Source organism: Pseudomonas sp. 008 (genome assembly GCF_016861935.1).
GTDB lineage: Bacteria > Pseudomonadota > Gammaproteobacteria > Pseudomonadales > Pseudomonadaceae > Aquipseudomonas.
Genome location: NZ_BOMA01000004.1, coordinates 433,126 through 450,368 on the forward strand (window position 1 = coordinate 433,126; position 17,243 = coordinate 450,368).

Below are 17,243 nucleotides of genomic sequence, written 5' to 3' on the forward strand. Positions count from 1 at the left end.
ACGTTCGACTACGATTTTTCTTCTCATGAAAGTCAGAGCTTTCTCGATATACGGTCACGAAGAAACACCGCGAAACGGTTTTGCGGGGAATATGCAGCAAGAACATATGAGCAGAATGCTCTAGATCAACGTTTTGCACGTTGAAGCTCTCCGCAAGTCCGTCGAGCCACGCTAGGCCGACGAACTTGCGTCGCAGCTTCACCTGACCCGGCCCTTGCGCGGCTACTCCCTGTACCCGTAGGTCACTCCGACCCTGAAGCAGTCAGAACGTCCCGACCCCTTGGTCATGCGTCTACCGTCCTCGGGTAGCGCAGTGGAAAGAAGCGCCAGGCCTCTTTCGTGTTTCAAACTCAATACCTGCCTGGATCTTTCTTCAGTCGCGCCATCCACATCCTCTGCATGCCTTCGTCCGGTTTACCGAGTAAGCGGTAGTCGGCATGTCGCGTGGGTGGCCGCGATCGTCATGGCACTGCCGCCCAGAAGCAGGGCGGCCGCCAATGTCTTTAACCAAAACACACATATCAACCTCGACCGCGACGGCCAAAGAAGAAGGAAGCAATGAACATCACCAGGAATACGACAAAGAGAATCTTGGCGATACCCGTGGCGGTGCCCGCGATACCACCGAAGCCCAATACTGCAGCGATGATGGCAATGATCAGGAATGTGATTGCCCAGCTCAACATGGTGATTCTCCTTACGCTTCTATTTAAGGATGTTGCTTGTGGTGCTTTTCCCGGCGCGTTAAGCGCGCCAAGTTCGTTTGCTTAAAACACCCAACGTTCCAGGGAGGGCGTCTCGTCCACAGGCCGGGCCTGGTCGACGCCCATCATTCGTATTGAGGCGTTGTCAGCCGGGTTGCTGCTGACGGCGCTGAAGTGGGTTTGGGGGGGATGTGGAATCGAAAGGTGCACTGGCGCCGGTTGCTCGCTCTGCTCCCAACGCATGTACTGCTGGCCACCAATCAGGGTGATCAACAACGCCAACAGGGCAAACAAGGCTTGCTGGACATGCAGTGGCGAAAGACGCAATTGGGCGGCACTTTGGCGATTCATCCTGAAGTTCCTCCCATACGGGTAGTGATCTTTGGCGGGCGCTGGTTCATTAAATGCCCTGATTACCTAGACCATTGCAGCCTGCATGCCAGCTTTAATAAAGAATAAATACGATAGAAATCAAAAGGTTATTGTGTTTGTAGAAAACGTTTTAGACGCATCCTGCACGATGATCCGTTTGCAGTCGTGCGTAATGCACGATGAGTTCGCAGGCACTTTCAATATTTTTGGAATTGCGGGGAGGGCGTAGATGTCAGAAAGGGACGCAGGCAATCGCTGAAAGAATGGTCTGTAAATAAAAGTTCAAATAAATCAGCGTATTAGATGAACTTTGAGTAGATAGATAGCCTGTTGTGGCTGGAATCGACCAGAATCAATCATGCAACTTGCCCGATTTTTCCGGGACTAACCAAGAACACCTATTAAAGGAGCGTAGGAACATGGAATCAGCCACTGAGCATCAAGGCCGCATTCTGCTGGTGGACGACGAATCCGCCATCCTTCGAACCTTTCGCTATTGCCTCGAAGACGAAGGCTACAGCGTGGCCACCGCGACCAGCGCCGCTCAGGCCGAAGCCTTGTTGCAGCGTCAGGTTTTCGACCTGTGCTTCCTCGATTTGCGCCTGGGTGAAGACAACGGCCTAGATGTGCTGGCCCAGATGCGGATTCAGGCGCCCTGGATGCGTGTAGTGATCGTCACCGCTCACTCGGCCGTAGACACTGCCGTGGATGCAATTCAGGCCGGTGCCGCCGACTATCTGGTCAAACCTTGCAGCCCCGATCAGTTACGTCTGGCCACCGCCAAACAGCTGGAAGTGCGGCAACTCTCGGCACGCCTGGAAGCCCTCGAAGGTGAAGTGCGTAAACCCAAGGAGGGGCTGGACTCCCACAGCCCGGCGATGAAAGTGGTGCTTGAAACCGCACGCCAGGTCGCCAGTACCGACGCCAACATTCTGATTCTCGGAGAGTCCGGCACCGGTAAAGGTGAGCTGTCACAGGCCATTCATGGCTGGAGCAAACGCCAGAAGAAATCCTGCATCACCATCAACTGCCCGTCCCTGACAGCGGAATTGATGGACAGTGAACTCTTCGGCCACAGCCGTGGCGCGTTCACCGGTGCCAGCGAAAGCACCTTGGGTCGTGTCAATCAAGCTGATGGCGGAACGTTGTTTCTCGACGAGATCGGCGATTTTCCCCTGACCTTGCAGCCAAAGTTGCTGCGTTTCATCCAGGACAAGGAATACGAGCGCGTGGGCGACCCGGTGACCCGTCGCGCCGACGTGCGAATCCTCGCGGCCACCAACCTCAACCTTGAAGACATGGTCCGCGACGGTCGTTTTCGTGAAGATTTGCTCTATCGGCTGAACGTTATCACCTTGCACCTGCCGCCGCTTCGCGAACGCAGGGAAGACATCCTGAACCTGGCTGACCGTTTCCTGGCGCGCTTCGTCAAGGAGTACTCGCGTCCGGCCCGGTGTTTCAGCGACGAGGCCCGCGAGGCGCTGCTCAGCTACCGCTGGCCCGGCAATATCCGCGAGCTGCGCAACGTGGTGGAACGGGCGAGCATTATTTGTCCGCAGGAGCGGGTCGAGATCAGCCACTTGGGCATGGCCGAAGCTCCGACCAACAATACGCCACGCATTGGCGCCGCGTTGAGCCTGGATGAGTTGGAGAAAGCCCACATCGGCGCGGTCCTTGCCACCGCCGATACCCTGGATCAGGCGGCCAAGACCCTGGGTATCGATGCCTCGACCCTGTACCGCAAGCGCAAGCAGTACAACTTGTGAGCCGCACCCGATGAAACTGGCGATGACGTTGCGCACCCGGTTGTTCCTGAGTATTTCAGCCTTGATCACCGTGGCGCTGCTCGGGCTGTTGCTCGGGCTGGTCAGCGTGATGCAGATGGCCGGCACGCAGGAGGCCCTGATCCGTGACAACTTCGTCAGGCTGGATCTGGGATTGAAGCTGCGTCAGACCCTGGGTGATCAACTGATCATCATGCTCGGCGAGAAACCTGATCCCGCGGCGTTCGAGGCATCCAGACAGCATTACCTCGAATTGCTCGATGAAGGCATTGCTCGCGAGCCGTCCAGCGAGGGCGCCCAGTACGGTTTCAAAAAGGCCAAGGCTGATTACCAGAGCTTTCTGCAGGCCTACGATCTTTCCCGCGATACGGCACAGGTGCTCACTGGGGGCGGGGATCTCACGGAAAAATTCAACATGTTGCGCAACGGTTTGATCGCCGAACAGAAGCGCGCGCTGGATAACATCAGTGAAACCGAACGCCAGGCCCGGGACCGCGCGTTGCTGATTGCCGGCCTGCTCGGGTTGATCGGGGTGGGGGTGCTGTTCATCGGGTTCATTACCGCCCATGCGATCGCCCAGCGTTTCGGAGCCCCGATCGAGGCCCTGGCGGCGGCCGCTGACAACATCGGCCAAGGCAATTTCGAAGTGACTCTGCCGATTTCCTCCGCAGTGGAAATGAACCAGCTGACCCGGCGTTTCGGAATCATGGCCGAGGCCCTGCGTGAACACCAAGCAACCAATATCGACGAACTGCTCGCCGGCCAGCAACGTCTGCAAGCGGTGCTCGATAGCATCGACGACGGTTTGCTGATCATTGATCGTCAAGGTCATCTTGAGCACCTCAATCCGGTGGCTCAGCGCCAGTTAGGCTGGGACACCGAGCGTCTCGGCCAAGGGCTGGGCACGGCACTTGAGCGTCCCGAGCTGGATGAACAGCTGCACCTGGTGCTGCGCGGCGGCACCTTGGAGCAAGTGCCGGACGACCTGAGCATCGAGGTTGACGGGGAGTCGCGATTGCTGACGTATAGCCTGACGCCGGTCAGCCATACCCAGGGTCATATCCTCGGCGCCGTGATGGTGTTGCATGACGTCACCGAGCAGCGTGCCTTCGAACGGGTGCGCAGCGAGTTCGTCTTGCGTGCTTCCCATGAGTTACGCACGCCAGTCACCGGGATGCACATGGCATTCGGCCTGTTCCGCGAGCGGGCGCATTTTGCCGAGGACTCCCGTGAGGCCGACTTGCTGAACACCGTGAATGAAGAAATGCAGCGCTTGATGCAGTTGATCAACGACCTGCTGAATTTCTCTCGCTATCAGAACGGCCTGCAAAAACTCACCCTGGCGCCGTGCTCCATCGAAGATTTGCTGGAGCAGGCCCAGGCACGCTTTGCCGGCCCGGCGCAGGAGAAGGGCATTGAGCTGTTGGTGGAAGTGCAGGGAGCTTTGCCGCGGCTGCAAGCCGATCAGGCGCAACTGGAGCGGGTGCTCGATAACCTGATCGACAACGCCTTGCGCCATACCTCCCGCGACGGGCTGATACGTTTGCAGGCTCGACGTCATGGGGAGCGGGTGATTATCAGTGTCGAAGACAACGGCGAAGGCATTGCCTACGGCCAGCAAGGGAGGATATTCGAGCCTTTTGTTCAGGTCGGCCGCAAGAAGGGCGGCGCCGGGCTCGGTCTGGCGCTGTGCAAGGAGATCGTGCAGTTGCACGGTGGGCGGATGGGCGTGTATTCACGGCCAGGGCAGGGTTCGCAGTTCTACATGGCGCTGGCGGTATAAGCCTGAACCCTCTCAGTCTTCGTCATCCAGACGCCGCGTTGCTTGTCGGCGGCCACGGGTAATCAATTCGATGAATTGCACAGCGCTCAATGGGTGCGCGAACAGCCAGCCCTGACCGAACTTCACCCCCTCGCTGCTCAGAAATTCTGCCTGGGCTTCATATTCGATGCCTTCGGCAATCACCTTGAGTTGCAGGGCCTGGGCCATGCGAATGATGTGCGGTGCCACGCCGCTGCTGGCGGCGTCATGACCCAGCGCGTCGATAAACGCCTTGTCGATTTTCAGGCAGTCCACGGGCAGTGTTTGCAGGTAGGCGAGGCTGCAATAGCCAGTGCCGAAGTCATCGATCAGCACCTGATGCCCGACATCGCGCAAGGCCTGCAGGTTTTCTCTGGCCACCACGACATCAACCAATCCGCGCTCGGTCACCTCAAAGGCAATCTGTTTGGCGGCTACACGGTGCAAGGCCAGCAGGCGCGCCATCACCTGACCGATACGCGGCACCATGACGTCGCAGGCCGCCAGGTTGACCGAGATATACAACTGCGGATTGGCGCGCAACAGTTGTCCGAGCTGTTCCAGCAGGCGCTGTAATACGAAATCAGTCATCTGGCGGATCTGGCCGGTGTTTTCCGCCATGGGAATGAACAGCTCGGGGCTGGTCAAGGTGCCGTCCGGCCTTCGCCAGCGCAGCAAGGCTTCGGCTCCGACACAGTTGCGACTGTCGAGGTCGAAGATCGGCTGATACAACACCTGCAATTCGCCTCGTTGTATCGCGCCGTGCAGTTCAGCATCCAGTGATTGACGCTGGCGCACCAGCAGAAACACCAGAATGCCTACGCAGGCACTGAGTGCGAGGCTGGCCGGAAGCAGCCACCACCAAACGGCCGGCACATGCATCCCGGTACGCGGGGTGATCAGCACCAGTTGGTATTCGGGAGTGTTGGTCGGCATTCGGTAAATCAGGCGGGTAGGGGTGACTTGCAGTGCATCGTGATTTTTCGGGGGCCAGGGTTGCGTCGGGGGCCACTCCTGCTCGGCACCGAGCACGGGAATCGCGCGGGTGTCGTGGTCGAGCACCACCAACAGGCTGCTCCCCGGAGACAGATCAACCATGTCGGTCAAATGCCCGCGAGACGTAGCCACCCGGAAATTGCCACGCCCCAGCATCAGTGCGGCGCGGTTCTCATCGGGTTCGGTGGTGGTGTTCAACCAATAGCTGTAGGTGGGGCCCTCGATGTCCGGTGGCCGGATCACCGACAGCCCTTCCTGACGGGGGCGGTTGGAGCAGATTCCTGAAGCATCCATGTAAGCGGCTTCGTAAACGAAGCGGTAATTGAAGCTGACCTGCTGCAATGTGGCGATCATTTCATCATCGCAGCCCCGCAGCGGTTGAGCTTCAAGGTCGTCGAGGCTTTCGCGCAGTTGCCCGAACAGCTGCTCCAGACGGACCAGAAAGCGCTCCCCCTGGGCGTTCATCTCCTGGCTTTCGTTGTCCTCGACCTGATGCATCGCAATGAACAGACTGCCGGTCATCAGCAGCGTTGCACTCAAGGCAGCCGCCAGCGTCGCCAGAAACCAAGGGCGATAGAACCAGCTACGCAGCCTCTCTCGAGCAGCCGTCATCATGGAATATCCGAAGGATTACCAATGAGTTATAGCTGCTGATTGGGAAAAGGCCCTGACCGTCGGGCGGGCGTCATTATTTTGTCTGATTCAACACCTGGAGAAGCGCTGCGGTTTGCGCGTCCGGCGTGCCGTCGAAACGGGATGGGCGAAAATGCAGCTGAAAAGCCGCCAGCACATTGCGTGTCGCTACATCCAGTTCGCCGGTTTGTGGCGTGGCGTAGCCCAGGCGGGCAAGTTGCGCCTGAAACCAGCTGATGCTTGGCAGCTGCGCGGCGAACTGCGCTTGCTGACGCGCCACGGCCTGCTCGTTCGGCCAGATTCCCAGGCCTTCGGCCGCCAGGCGTTTCCAGGGGAACAGCGGGCCAGGGTCGAGCTTGCGCATGGGGGCGATGTCGCTATGGCCGATGATATGGCGAGGGCTGATGCCCTGGCGCTTGCTGATGTCCTTGAGCAGAAAGATCATCGACTGAACCTGGGCTTCGCTGTAGGGATACCAGAGGCGCCCGGTCGGGGTGTCCTGGAAGCCTGGATTGACGATTTCGATGCCAATGGAACTGGAATTCAGCCAGGTCCGGCCTTGCCATTGGCTTTCGCCGGCGTGCCAGGCCCGAAGATTTTCATCCATCAGCTTATAGATGGTGGCGTGCTCGTCGTCGCCGATCAGGTAATGGCTGCTGACTTCGCCATGGGTCAGCAATTGCAGCGAGTCCTCCAGGGATGCGGAGGTGTAATGCATCACCACGAACTGAATACGGCTGTCGTGATTGACTGAAGGGTGGCTGGTGTCAATCCGGGGACCGCTGGCGCAACCGGCTAATACAAGCAGCGAAGCAATAAGAGCAAGAAATTTCATGGTGGAGGCAATACACGCGAGACAATAATGCAACAGTGTAACGTATTGCCTTGCGCGCCGACCGCAAAAGCGCGCCTTTAAACAAAATGGAACAATTAACTGTCAGCCCAGTTCTATCCGGTTGCGGCCGGTATTTTTCGCGCGATATAGCGCCTGATCGGCTCTTTTAAGCACCAGGTCGCTATGCTCGCCCGGTCTGAAGGCGGTCAGTCCCATGGAAATGGTGATAGTGACTCGCTCGCCCTTGAAGTGGAACGGGCAAGCTTCGATCGATGCGCGCAGGGTTTCCAGCAGTTTCGCGCCGACCATCGGCGCCGTGGCAGGCATCAACAGCACAAACTCCTCACCGCCAAACCTGGCTATGAAGTCCGTCCCGCGCAGACGCTTGCGCAGCACACTGGCGATGATTTTCAGCACCTTGTCGCCCGCCAGATGGCCGTAGTTGTCGTTGATGCGTTTGAAATGGTCGAGGTCGAGCATCGCCAGCAACAGGGTGTTGCCGTGTTGTTGCCATTGACTGATTTCGTGGTCCAGCCGTTCGCTCCAGGCCGCTCGATTCGGCAGGCCGGTCAACGGATCGATCAAAGCCTTCTGGCGCTGTTCTTCGAGGTGCTCGCGGTAGCCCAGCGCTTCCTGCTCCATGTGGGCCACCCTTTCAGCCAGGCTTTGCAGGCGGGCCGCGACTTCCTGCTCGCGCTCGTCGCGTTGCTTCTGGTGCTGGTCCATGGTGCCGAGCAGGCCTTCGAGATGGTCTTCCAGCATGTGCTTGAGGTCATCGAGGTCCGCCGCGTCCTGCATGCTGCTTTGCAGGCCGTCGACTTGCTCGCGAATCTGCGTGTCCATCACCCGCGCGGCAGAGCGGTTGTCGGCGTGGCCTTCGCTGGCGGCTTGCAGGTTGCTCTGAAATGATTCGAGGCGTTCGTTGAGTCGCTGCAGATAGGCTTCGAATTCGTGTTGGCCGCTGTCAGTAATGGCCAGCATTAATGTTGCCAGATCATCGAGGATCGGTAGCAGCTCGTACCAATTCAGGCCGTTTTGAAGACGATTGCGCATCGCTTCGGCTTGCGGTCGATGGCGCTCGGGCAGCGTCAGGTCGTCGAGAAGGCCCAGCAGAGTGTCTTCGATGTGCTTGGCCACAGAGCTGTAGGACGGTTCCGGTGAGTCCGGCAGGGCATACAGAATGTCGTGTTCTGGCGTTTGCGGATCGCTGGCCTCCGGAATCAGTTCATCCGGGTTGATTGCCGACGGAGCCTGGGTAGGCGGTACGGCGATCGATGGAACCGGCTCTTGCGGCTGTTCGATGTTCGGCTGGGTTTGTGGCTCTGGGGCCTGGCTGCTCGTGGCCTCTGGCTCCAGGACGGGCGGGACGAACGCCACGACTTCGGCTATGGGTGCCGTTGTTGCTGTCGGCACCGGAGTGTCCACGGGTTCAGCGGGCGCAGCGGCGGGCAGGGCAGCTTCAACGGTTGGCATTACCGCTTGCGGTTTGTTGGCGGCTGGCGCGAGATTGACCGTCGCGATTGGGAGCTCGGCCAGTTGTGCGGCAACCGGTTCGATAGGTTGCGGGGCAGGCATGTGCAATTCGGGGGCGGCGATCTGTGGCGCAGCCTCGTCTGCATCCCGGCCACCGAACAGGCGCTGCAGAAAACCCGGACGACCCGGTTCCACAGGGTTCTCCAACAGGCTCAAGGCTTTGCCTTGCAAGCCGCTCAGTTCGCTGAGCAGCAACGGGATTTCGCGAGCCTGGCCGACACGTCCGTCCAGCTGCTTGGCGAAACTCTTCAGTGGCCGGCTCACTTCCCGTGGCAGCGGCAATGCTTGCAACTGGGAGACCAGCGCCGTCAGTGCGGCGCTGACTTGATCAACCCGGGTTTCCCGGCGCTGCTCGGAGTCGAGCACGGCTTTTTCCAGGCGCGGCAGCAAGGCTGCCAGGCCGGCGTCCATGTCGTCTGTGCGTACGACTTCGCGCATTTCCTTCATGCATTGGTCAACGGCGCGATCGGTACCTTCGGCAGCCAGGGTGCTGCGCACCAGCCCGCGACGCAGCAGGTCGAGCCGGGCGTCCCATCGACGTTCGAGCTTTTCCTGTTGTTCGATGCTTTTGAGGTATTTCTCTTTCCAGCGCTGTGCTTCGTCGCTCATTCAGGCAGGACTCAACGCGGGGAATGCATCGGCCGTGAGCGAGCCCGGCAGACGAATTTCTACCGCGACCGGCAGGTGATCGGAAATGGGTTGTGCCAGCACCTCGACCTTTTCAAGCGTCAGGGTGGGGCTGAGCAGAATGTGGTCCAGGCAGCGCTGTGGGCGCCAGCTGGGAAAGGTCGCTTCCATCTGCGGCGCGAGCAGGCCTAAATCGCGCAGCGGGGAATGTTGCAGCAAGTCACCGGCATGGGTATTCATATCGCCCATCAGCACCTGGTGCTTATAACCGCCGATCAACTCGCGGATGTAAGCCAGTTGCATGCTACGGGCGCGAGCGCCCAGCGCCAGGTGCATCATCACCACCACGAGCGCCTCCGGACCTTCGCCGAAGCGCACCAGAATGGCCCCGCGACCCTTGGGCCCCGGCAGCGGATGATCCTCGATCGCCCACGGGCGCAGGCGACTGAGCACGCCATTGCTGTGCTGGCCGAGATGACCGAGATTGCGATTGAGTTGTTGATACCAATAAGGGAAGGCGCCGAGCTGCGCCAGGTGTTCGACCTGATTGACGTAGCCCGATCGCAGGCTGCCGCCATCGGCTTCCTGCAAGGCGACCAGATCGAAGTCGCCCAGCAGATTGCCGATTTTTTGCAGGTTGTCGGCACGCCCGGTGTGCGGCAACAGATGCTGCCAGCCGCGGGTCAGATAGTGCCGATAACGCTCGGTACTGATGCCGACCTGGATATTGAAACTGAGCAAACGCAGACGGCTGTCCACGGGCAACCCCGTCGATTCCAGGTGATGCTCGTTGACCCGCGGGTCGTGCAGGCCAACGATGCGTTCAGTTCCCCAGCGGCGCATGGCAGGTGCCGCGCTTAGTTGGCAACGGCCTTGGTTGCCGCTCGCTCTTTGGCGACCAGTTGGTCGGCCAGTTTCAACGCTTGTTCGGCGCCGCCGGCAGAACCGATGTCAAAGCGATACTTGCCATTGACGATCATGGTAGGCACCCCGGTGATTTCGTATTTCTTGGCAAGCTCTTTGGCTTTGTTGATCTGGCCCTTGATGGCGAAGGAGTCGAAGGTGGCCAGGAATTTGTCCTTGTCTACACCTTGGGTCGCCAGGAAGTCCGCCATGTCTTCTTTATCGGTCAGCTTCTTGTGTTCTTTCTGGATTGCGTTGAACACCGCAGCATGAACCTTGCTCTCGACACCCATGGCCTCAAGCGTCAGGAACATCTGGCCGTGGGCATCCCAAGGGCCGCCAAACATGGCCGGGATACGCACGAAATTCACGTCGGAGGGCAGCTTTTCAACCCATGGGTTGATGACGGGTTCGAAGGCATAGCAGTGCGGGCAGCCGTACCAGAACAGCTCCACGACTTCGATCTTGCCAGGCTCGGCCACTGGGACCGGGTTGCTCAGTTCGACATAGGGCGCTTCAGGTTTTTCGGCGGCTTGGGCAGTCATGCCGAACAGGCTGGCAGCGACGAGTGCGGCGCTGATGATCAGATTACGCATGCTTTACTCCTGGACAATTTGGGCGCCTCGCGCGACCTGTTTTCAGACAGATTCCGGCGGGCTTGAGTTCTGTAGTGTAACGGCAGCGGCCACAAAAAAGGGCAGCCAAAGCTACCCTTTTTATGTTTGCATCGACGGATTAATCGAGAGTTAACGTTGCAAGAGATGTACATCACTCACAACGCTCGATCACAGGCCTTAGTGCAAGCCTTGAATATAGCTGGAGACGGCGGCGATATCTTCGTCGCTCAGCTTTTTAGCGATGCTTTGCATTGGTTTGGTGTCGCCGTCGTTGGTCCGGCCACCTTCTTCTTTTCTGAATTCGGTCAGTTGCTTGCCGACGTACTGGGCATGCTGGCCGCCCAGGTGCGGGAAGCCGGCAGCTGCGTTGCCTGCGCCATTGGGCGAGTGGCAGCCGGTGCAGGCTGGCAGCCCTTTGGCCAGGTCGCCGCCACGGAACAGTGCTTCACCGCGAGCCACGATTTTCGGGTCGGCGGCACCAACGCTGCCTTTCTGGCTGGCGAAGTAGGCGGAGATATCGGCCAGGTCCTGATCGCTGAGGTTGGTCAGCAGGCCGGTCATTTCCAGTACCGTGCGTTTGCCGGACTTGATGTCGTGCAGCTGCTTGTTCAGATAACGCTCGCCCTGGCCTGCCAGTTTCGGAAAGTTAGGCGCCATGCTATTGCCATCCGGGCCATGACAGGCGCCACATACTGCGGCTTTCGCCTGACCAGCAGTCGCATCACCTGCAGCATGGGCAATACCGGAGATCCCCACGGTCAACAGCAGACTCACGATCAATTTGTTCATCAGCTAATCCAACTACGGCTAAGGGTTAAAGAGTTATGGACCGGGTTTACTCGCTCATCCACTGGATGATGGCTCGGTAATCCTCGGCACTGCAGTCCATGCACAAACCACGCGGCGGCATCGCCTTGAAACCCTGGGTCACGTGTTGCACCAGCGTCTCCATACCTTTCGCCAACCTCGGCGTCCAAGCTTCCTGATCGCCCTTGCGGGGCGCCATGGGTAGTTGGCCGGAATGACAGGCACCACAAACACGGTTGTACACAGCTTCCGGATCCTGTGTAGCCTGAGCGCTGTAAAGCGGCATCAAGACACCGGCAGCTAGCAGCCATTTCGTCATAAAACGACCTTTTCAGGGTTGAGAGCGTGCTGCGTTCTAATGCGCAATCAAGGTCAATCGCTCTCGTGAACTTCATCCTACGCTGGGACAAAGCGCACACAAAATCTGCGGCATTATATACTGGCGTCACTGAAACGGAAACGACACTGCTTGCCGCGTCCATTCCCGGCGCCGCCCACATCGGAAATCCCATGCAACTCAAGAATCCCATCCTCGGCCTGTGCCAACAGTCCACCTTTATGCTCAGCGCCGCCAAAGTCGACCAATGTCCCGACGACGAAGGCTTTGAAGTGGCCTTCGCCGGGCGTTCCAACGCCGGCAAGTCCAGCGCGTTGAATACTCTGACCCACGCCAGCCTGGCGCGGACCTCGAAAACACCGGGTCGCACACAGCTGTTGAACTTCTTCAAGCTAGACGATGAACGCCGTCTGGTCGACCTGCCGGGGTACGGTTATGCAAAAGTACCGATCCCGTTGAAGATGCACTGGCAGCGTCACCTGGAAGCCTATCTGGGTGGCCGTGAGAGTTTGAAAGGTTTGATTCTGATGATGGATATCCGTCATCCAATGACCGACTTCGACCTGTTGATGCTCGATTGGGCCGTCGCCAGCGGCATGCCGATGCATATTCTGCTGACCAAGGCCGACAAACTGACCTACGGCGCGGCAAAAAACACGCTGCTCAAGGTTCAATCGGAAATCCGCAAGGGTTGGGGCGATACGATCACTATCCAGCTGTTTTCGGCCCCCAAACGCATGGGGCTGGAAGAAGCCTACACCGTACTGGCGGACTGGATGGAGTTGGCGGACAAGGGTGCCGAGGCTGCCGAGTAAGGCTCTCGAGACCAATCGGCAGGCAAAAAAAACCCCGGACTTCGTATGGGGAGGGAGAAGTTCCGGGGTTCAAGTTCCGGACCGCTAGGGCGGGGTCCAGATATCTGCCAACACTTAACACAACATAGGAGCATCGAAGGGCTTCACCAGCCATTCAGTATCTCTGAGTGGCGGTTCACGGATTTAGTTCAGACTATTTTCAAAATCCTTTGGAAATAATCACTGTCGTTTTTCGCTCTATAGCCCTTCGTCATGTGCTGCGGCGCCAGGCCGCAGCACAAACGTCTTTTCAGGCGGCTCAGTGCGCCTCATCCCAGTTGTTGCCTACGCCCACCTCGACCAGAAGCGGTACGTCCAGTTGTGCAGCGTTGCTCATGTGCACGCGAATCTCCTCGCGTACCTGGTCGACCAGGTCCTCACGCACCTCGAGCACCAATTCATCGTGTACCTGCAGGATGACTTTGGCGTCCAGGCCTGACGATGCCAGCCAGTTGTCCACCGCCACCATGGCTTTCTTGATGATGTCCGCCGCGGTGCCTTGCATCGGGGCGTTGATCGCCGTGCGCTCGGCAGCTTTGCGCAGGGCCTGGTTTTTCGCGTTGATTTCCGGCAAGTACAGGCGACGACCAAAGATGGTTTCGACGAAGCCTTGCTCGGCGGCCTGGGCGCGCGTGCGTTCCATGTACTGCAGCACGCCGGGATAACGAGCGAAATAACGGTCGATGTAGGCCTGGGACTGTTTGCGGTCAACGCCAATCTGCTTGGCCAGACCAAACGCGCTCATGCCGTAGATCAAGCCGAAGTTGATGGCTTTTGCACTTCGACGCTGATCGTTGGTGACCGCATCCAGCTCGACGCCGAACACTTCTGCTGCCGTGGCCCGGTGGACATCGAGGTTGTTGCGGAAGGCATGCAGCAAGCCTTCGTCCTTGGCCAGGTGCGCCATGATCCGCAGTTCGATTTGCGAGTAGTCCGCGGCTAGCAGTTTGTAGCCTTTCGGCGCGACGAACGCCTGACGAATCCGGCGACCTTCGGCGGTACGGATCGGAATGTTCTGCAGGTTCGGGTCGATGGACGACAAACGCCCGGTGGCTGCGACAGCTTGCTGGTAAGACGTATGAATGCGCCCGGTACGTGCGTTGATCTGCTCTGGCAAACGGTCGGTGTAGGTGCTTTTGAGCTTGCTCAGCGAGCGGTATTGCATCAGCACCTTGGGCAGCGGGTAGTCCTGTTCGGCCAACTCGGCCAGCACGGCTTCGGCAGTCGACGCCTGACCCTTGGCGGTTTTGCTGAGTACGGGCAAACCGAGCTTTTCGTAGAGGATCACGCCCAGTTGCTTCGGCGAGCCGAGGTTGAATTCTTCACCGGCAATGGCAAAGGCCTCACGCTCAAGGGCGACCAGTTTCTCGCCCAGCTCGACGCTCTGGATGCCCAGCAGGTTGGCGTCTACAAGCGCGCCCTGGCGCTCGATACGGGCCAGGACCGGCATCAGCGGCATTTCAATTTCGTTGAGCACTTTGACCAGGCTTGGCGTCGCGGCCAGTTTTTCCTGCAATACCAGATGCAGGCGGAAGGTGACATCGGCGTCTTCGGCGGCGTAGGGGCCTGCCAGCTCAAGGGAAATCTGGTCGAAGGTCAGCTGTTTGACGCCTTTGCCCGCAATCTCCTGAATGTCGGTCTTGCTTTGGCCCAAGTATTTGAGCGCCAGGCTGTCCATGTCGTGGCGGGTGGCCGTTGAGTCCAGTACGTAGGACTCGAGCATGGTGTCGTAGGCAATACCCCGAACAGTAATCCCGTTGTTCTGATCGCCACCGATGGCGCAATTGGCGAGGATATTGGTGTCGTACTTCGCATGTTGGCCGACTTTCAGTTTATTCGGGTTTTCCAGCAGCGGTTTCAACGCCAGCAGTACGGTGTCGCGATCCAGTTGCTCTGGCACGCCCATGTAGGAATGGGTCAGCGGAATGTAGGCTGCTTCGTTGGCCGCGACAGAGAACGACAGGCCTACCAGTTGCGCGTGTTGGGGGTCGTTGCCGTTGGTTTCGGTGACCAAGGCGATCAGCGGCGCTTTTTCGAGCTTGTCCAGCCAGGCCTCGAAGCGCTTCTGGTCGAGGATGGTTTCGTATTTCGCTTCGGCGGCACCCGGCTGCTCTTGGACAGCCTCGACGATGTCCTGGCCCGAGCGCTTGGCATCGCGCTGGTTCTCTTCGAACCAGCTTTTGAATTCCAGCAGGGAATACAGCTCGGCAAGTTTGTCGTGATCCGGTGGTCCCATATGCAGGTCGTCGAGGCCGAAGTCCAGCGGTACGTCGATCTTGATGGTTGCCAATCGATAAGAAAGAAAGGCCATTTCCTTATGTTCTTCGAGCTTGGCCGGCAGGGTCTTGGCGCCGCGAATCGGCAGGGTCGGGACGATATCGAGCTGTGCATAGAGCTCGGTCAGGCCGCCATTCACGCCAACCAGCAGGCCGGAAGCGGTCTTGGGACCGATACCCGGAACGCCCGGGATGTTGTCGGACGAATCGCCCATCAGGGCCAGATAATCGATGATCTGCTCGGGAGCGACGCCGAATTTCTCCTTCACGCCTTCCACGTCCAGCGTGCTACCAGTCATCGTATTGACCAAGGTAATGTGCCCGTCGACCAGTTGCGCCATGTCCTTGTCGCCGGTGGAAATCACCACCGGGCGGTCCGCGGCCGCGCTGCTGCGGGCCAGGGTGCCGATCACATCGTCCGCTTCGACGTTGTCCACGCACAGCAATGGAAAGCCCAAGGCTTTGACGCTGGCGTGCAGCGGCTCGATCTGGACCCGCATATCGTCAGGCATGCTTGGACGGTTGGCCTTGTACTCGGCGAACATCGCGTCGCGGAACGTCCCGCCCTTGGCGTCGAACACCACGGCGAACGGGCTGTCCGGGTACTGCTTGCGCAGACTCTTGAGCATGTTCAACACGCCCTTGACCGCACCGGTCGGCAGGCCTTTGGACGTGGTCAGCGGTGGCAGCGCATGAAAAGCGCGGTACAGGTAAGAAGAACCGTCCACCAGGACGAGGGGGGCTTGGCTCATGAGCAGGATCAACCTTTTCGGCGGGTCCGGCGCTAGAATAGCGGGACCGTTGACGACAAAGGGACAAGGTTATCATGCGCACACTAAATCGCTTGTTGCTGGCTGGCTTCTTTGCAATCACTCCGTTGGCTGTCATGGCGGCGGATGACAAGCCCTCGGCGGACCCGGAAGTAACGATCCGCACGGAAGGCGATAAAACCATTCAGGAATACCGGCAGAACGGTTTTCTGTATGCCATCAAGGTCACTCCGAAGGGCGGTAAACCGTACTTCCTGGTGCGCGCTGATGGCTCGGAGGGTAACTATATCCGCTCGGATCAGCCGGATATGCTGATCCCTGCGTGGGAAATCTTTAAGTGGTAAGCGGTTCTTAACTTTAATCGGCGCTTGCTATGTAGCGGCGCCCGTACTGGCAGTTTTAACCATGTCTGTGTTCACCCCCCTGGCTCGGCCCGAGCTGGAAACCTTTCTCGCCCCTTACGGGCTCGGCCGCCTGCTTGATTTCCAGGGGATCGCCGCCGGTAGCGAAAACACCAATTTCTTTATCAGCCTGGAGCAGGGCGAGTTTGTCCTGACCCTGGTCGAGCGCGGTCCGGTGCAGGAGATGCCGTTCTTCATCGAACTGCTCGATGTGCTGCACGACGCCAACCTGCCGGTGCCTTATGCCCTGCGCACCACCGACGGCGTCGCTTTGCGCGAACTGGCCGGTAAACCCGCGCTGTTGCAGCCACGTCTGGCGGGCAAGCACATCAAGGACGCCAACGCGCAGCATTGCGCTCAGGTCGGCGAGCTGCTGGCCCATCTGCACCTGGCGACCCAGGCCAACATGATCAAGCGCAAAACCGATCGCGGCCTGGACTGGATGCTGGAAGAGGGCACGCAGTTTCTTTCGCACTTGAACGCCGAGCAAAGCGATTTGCTGCAACGGGCCCTGGAAGAAATCACCCAGCAAAAGACGAAAATTCTGGCGCTGCCGCGGGCCAACATCCATGCGGATCTGTTCCGCGACAATGCGATGTTCGAAGGCACGCACCTGACCGGGTTGATCGACTTCTACAACGCTTGTTCAGGGCCGATGCTCTATGACGTGGCAATTGCCTTGAACGACTGGTGTTCGGACGAGCAAGGGCAGCTCGACGGGGCTCGGGCGCGGGCGTTGCTGGGCGCTTATGCCGCGCTGCGACCGTTCACCGCTGCCGAAGCTGAGCTGTGGCCGACCATGCTGCGCGTGGCGTGCGTGCGATTCTGGTTGTCGCGGTTGATTGCGGCGGAGTCTTTCGCTGGGCAGGACGTGTTGATTCACGATCCGATGGAATTTCAGCTGCGCTTGGCACAGCGGCAGAAGGTCGACACGCCGCTGCCTTTCGCCCTCTAAAAGCTTCGCGGGCAAGCCTCGCTCCTACAGGATGTGTG

At 59.0% G+C, this 17,243-nt stretch carries 15 protein-coding genes and 1 pseudogene; 5 read left to right on the top strand and 11 right to left on the bottom strand.

Annotated features, from left to right (window positions below; translation table 11 throughout):
- Positions 1-350: 350 nt before the first annotated feature.
- The 3 genes and pseudogenes from JUI81_RS11365 to JUI81_RS11375 form a co-directional block, all read right to left on the bottom strand.
- A pseudogene (locus JUI81_RS11365) lies at positions 351-455 on the bottom strand (Ivy family c-type lysozyme inhibitor); the annotation flags it as partial.
- Between the two features lie 66 nt (positions 456-521).
- Positions 522-686: a DUF1328 domain-containing protein gene (locus JUI81_RS11370; RefSeq protein WP_003177151.1), complete on the bottom strand. Its 165-nt coding sequence runs from the start codon at positions 684-686 to the stop codon at positions 522-524.
- An 81-nt stretch (positions 687-767) separates the two neighbouring features.
- On the bottom strand, positions 768-1,055 hold the full coding sequence (locus JUI81_RS11375; RefSeq protein ID WP_204124269.1) for a hypothetical protein: 288 nt from the start codon (positions 1,053-1,055) through the stop codon (positions 768-770).
- A gap of 440 nt (positions 1,056-1,495) precedes the next feature.
- Between JUI81_RS11375 and algB the strand changes: the two genes are divergently transcribed.
- Complete coding sequence (gene algB / locus JUI81_RS11380; RefSeq protein WP_018927282.1) at positions 1,496-2,842, top strand: sigma-54-dependent response regulator transcription factor AlgB; 1,347 nt, start codon at positions 1,496-1,498, stop codon at positions 2,840-2,842.
- Positions 2,843-2,852: 10 nt separating this feature from the next.
- On the top strand, positions 2,853-4,643 hold the full coding sequence (locus JUI81_RS11385) for a KinB sensor domain-containing domain (RefSeq protein ID WP_204124270.1): 1,791 nt from the start codon (positions 2,853-2,855) through the stop codon (positions 4,641-4,643).
- A 12-nt stretch (positions 4,644-4,655) separates the two neighbouring features.
- Here JUI81_RS11385 and JUI81_RS11390 read toward each other — a convergent pair whose 3' ends face one another.
- The 7 genes from JUI81_RS11390 to JUI81_RS11420 all read right to left on the bottom strand — a co-directional run bounded on the left by JUI81_RS11390 (position 4,656) and on the right by JUI81_RS11420 (position 11,931).
- A complete protein-coding gene (locus tag JUI81_RS11390) occupies positions 4,656-6,272 on the bottom strand; it encodes an EAL domain-containing protein (protein WP_019580306.1) in 1,617 nt (538 codons plus the stop codon).
- A 73-nt stretch (positions 6,273-6,345) separates the two neighbouring features.
- Positions 6,346-7,125: an N-acetylmuramoyl-L-alanine amidase gene (locus tag JUI81_RS11395; protein WP_019580305.1), complete on the bottom strand. Its 780-nt coding sequence runs from the start codon at positions 7,123-7,125 to the stop codon at positions 6,346-6,348.
- A gap of 102 nt (positions 7,126-7,227) precedes the next feature.
- Complete coding sequence (locus JUI81_RS11400) at positions 7,228-9,267, bottom strand: GGDEF domain-containing protein (RefSeq protein WP_204124271.1); 2,040 nt, start codon at positions 9,265-9,267, stop codon at positions 7,228-7,230.
- Complete coding sequence (locus JUI81_RS11405) at positions 9,268-10,128, bottom strand: endonuclease/exonuclease/phosphatase family protein (protein WP_007940704.1); 861 nt, start codon at positions 10,126-10,128, stop codon at positions 9,268-9,270.
- Positions 10,129-10,142: 14 nt separating this feature from the next.
- Entirely contained in the window at positions 10,143-10,784 is a 642-nt protein-coding gene (locus JUI81_RS11410; protein ID WP_019580303.1) for a thiol:disulfide interchange protein DsbA/DsbL, read from the bottom strand.
- Positions 10,785-10,982: 198 nt separating this feature from the next.
- Complete coding sequence (locus JUI81_RS11415; protein ID WP_007940706.1) at positions 10,983-11,594, bottom strand: cytochrome c4; 612 nt, start codon at positions 11,592-11,594, stop codon at positions 10,983-10,985.
- Positions 11,595-11,640: 46 nt separating this feature from the next.
- Positions 11,641-11,931 carry a cytochrome c5 family protein gene (locus tag JUI81_RS11420; RefSeq protein ID WP_003196231.1) on the bottom strand — a complete coding sequence of 97 codons (291 nt, stop codon included), beginning with the start codon at positions 11,929-11,931 and terminating at the stop codon, positions 11,641-11,643.
- A 191-nt stretch (positions 11,932-12,122) separates the two neighbouring features.
- On the opposite strand from JUI81_RS11420, the gene yihA reads away from it, so the two are divergent.
- Positions 12,123-12,764: a ribosome biogenesis GTP-binding protein YihA/YsxC gene (yihA, locus tag JUI81_RS11425; RefSeq protein ID WP_007940707.1), complete on the top strand. Its 642-nt coding sequence runs from the start codon at positions 12,123-12,125 to the stop codon at positions 12,762-12,764.
- A 298-nt stretch (positions 12,765-13,062) separates the two neighbouring features.
- Here yihA and polA read toward each other — a convergent pair whose 3' ends face one another.
- Entirely contained in the window at positions 13,063-15,831 is a 2,769-nt protein-coding gene (polA, locus tag JUI81_RS11430) for a DNA polymerase I (protein WP_096481537.1), read from the bottom strand.
- Positions 15,832-15,905: 74 nt separating this feature from the next.
- On the opposite strand from polA, the gene JUI81_RS11435 reads away from it, so the two are divergent.
- Both JUI81_RS11435 and JUI81_RS11440 read left to right on the top strand, forming a co-directional pair.
- Complete coding sequence (locus JUI81_RS11435; RefSeq protein ID WP_028940060.1) at positions 15,906-16,193, top strand: DUF2782 domain-containing protein; 288 nt, start codon at positions 15,906-15,908, stop codon at positions 16,191-16,193.
- Between the two features lie 61 nt (positions 16,194-16,254).
- A complete protein-coding gene (locus JUI81_RS11440) occupies positions 16,255-17,205 on the top strand; it encodes a homoserine kinase (RefSeq protein ID WP_018927273.1) in 951 nt (316 codons plus the stop codon).
- The last annotated feature ends 38 nt before the right edge of the window (positions 17,206-17,243 follow it).

Coding starts and splice junctions, on each gene's coding strand:
- JUI81_RS11435 (WP_028940060.1), top strand. CDS start 15,906: ATGCGCACACTAAATCGCTTGTTGCTGGCTGGCTTCTTTGCAATCACT.
- JUI81_RS11440 (WP_018927273.1), top strand. CDS start 16,255: ATGTCTGTGTTCACCCCCCTGGCTCGGCCCGAGCTGGAAACCTTTCTC.
- JUI81_RS11405 (WP_007940704.1), bottom strand. CDS start 10,128: ATGCGCCGCTGGGGAACTGAACGCATCGTTGGCCTGCACGACCCGCGG.
- JUI81_RS11390 (WP_019580306.1), bottom strand. CDS start 6,272: ATGATGACGGCTGCTCGAGAGAGGCTGCGTAGCTGGTTCTATCGCCCT.
- JUI81_RS11370 (WP_003177151.1), bottom strand. CDS start 686: ATGTTGAGCTGGGCAATCACATTCCTGATCATTGCCATCATCGCTGCA.
- polA (WP_096481537.1), bottom strand. CDS start 15,831: ATGAGCCAAGCCCCCCTCGTCCTGGTGGACGGTTCTTCTTACCTGTAC.
- JUI81_RS11375 (WP_204124269.1), bottom strand. CDS start 1,055: ATGAATCGCCAAAGTGCCGCCCAATTGCGTCTTTCGCCACTGCATGTC.
- JUI81_RS11385 (WP_204124270.1), top strand. CDS start 2,853: ATGAAACTGGCGATGACGTTGCGCACCCGGTTGTTCCTGAGTATTTCA.
- JUI81_RS11400 (WP_204124271.1), bottom strand. CDS start 9,267: ATGAGCGACGAAGCACAGCGCTGGAAAGAGAAATACCTCAAAAGCATC.
- algB (WP_018927282.1), top strand. CDS start 1,496: ATGGAATCAGCCACTGAGCATCAAGGCCGCATTCTGCTGGTGGACGAC.
- JUI81_RS11410 (WP_019580303.1), bottom strand. CDS start 10,784: ATGCGTAATCTGATCATCAGCGCCGCACTCGTCGCTGCCAGCCTGTTC.
- yihA (WP_007940707.1), top strand. CDS start 12,123: ATGCAACTCAAGAATCCCATCCTCGGCCTGTGCCAACAGTCCACCTTT.
- JUI81_RS11415 (WP_007940706.1), bottom strand. CDS start 11,594: ATGAACAAATTGATCGTGAGTCTGCTGTTGACCGTGGGGATCTCCGGT.
- JUI81_RS11420 (WP_003196231.1), bottom strand. CDS start 11,931: ATGACGAAATGGCTGCTAGCTGCCGGTGTCTTGATGCCGCTTTACAGC.
- JUI81_RS11395 (WP_019580305.1), bottom strand. CDS start 7,125: ATGAAATTTCTTGCTCTTATTGCTTCGCTGCTTGTATTAGCCGGTTGC.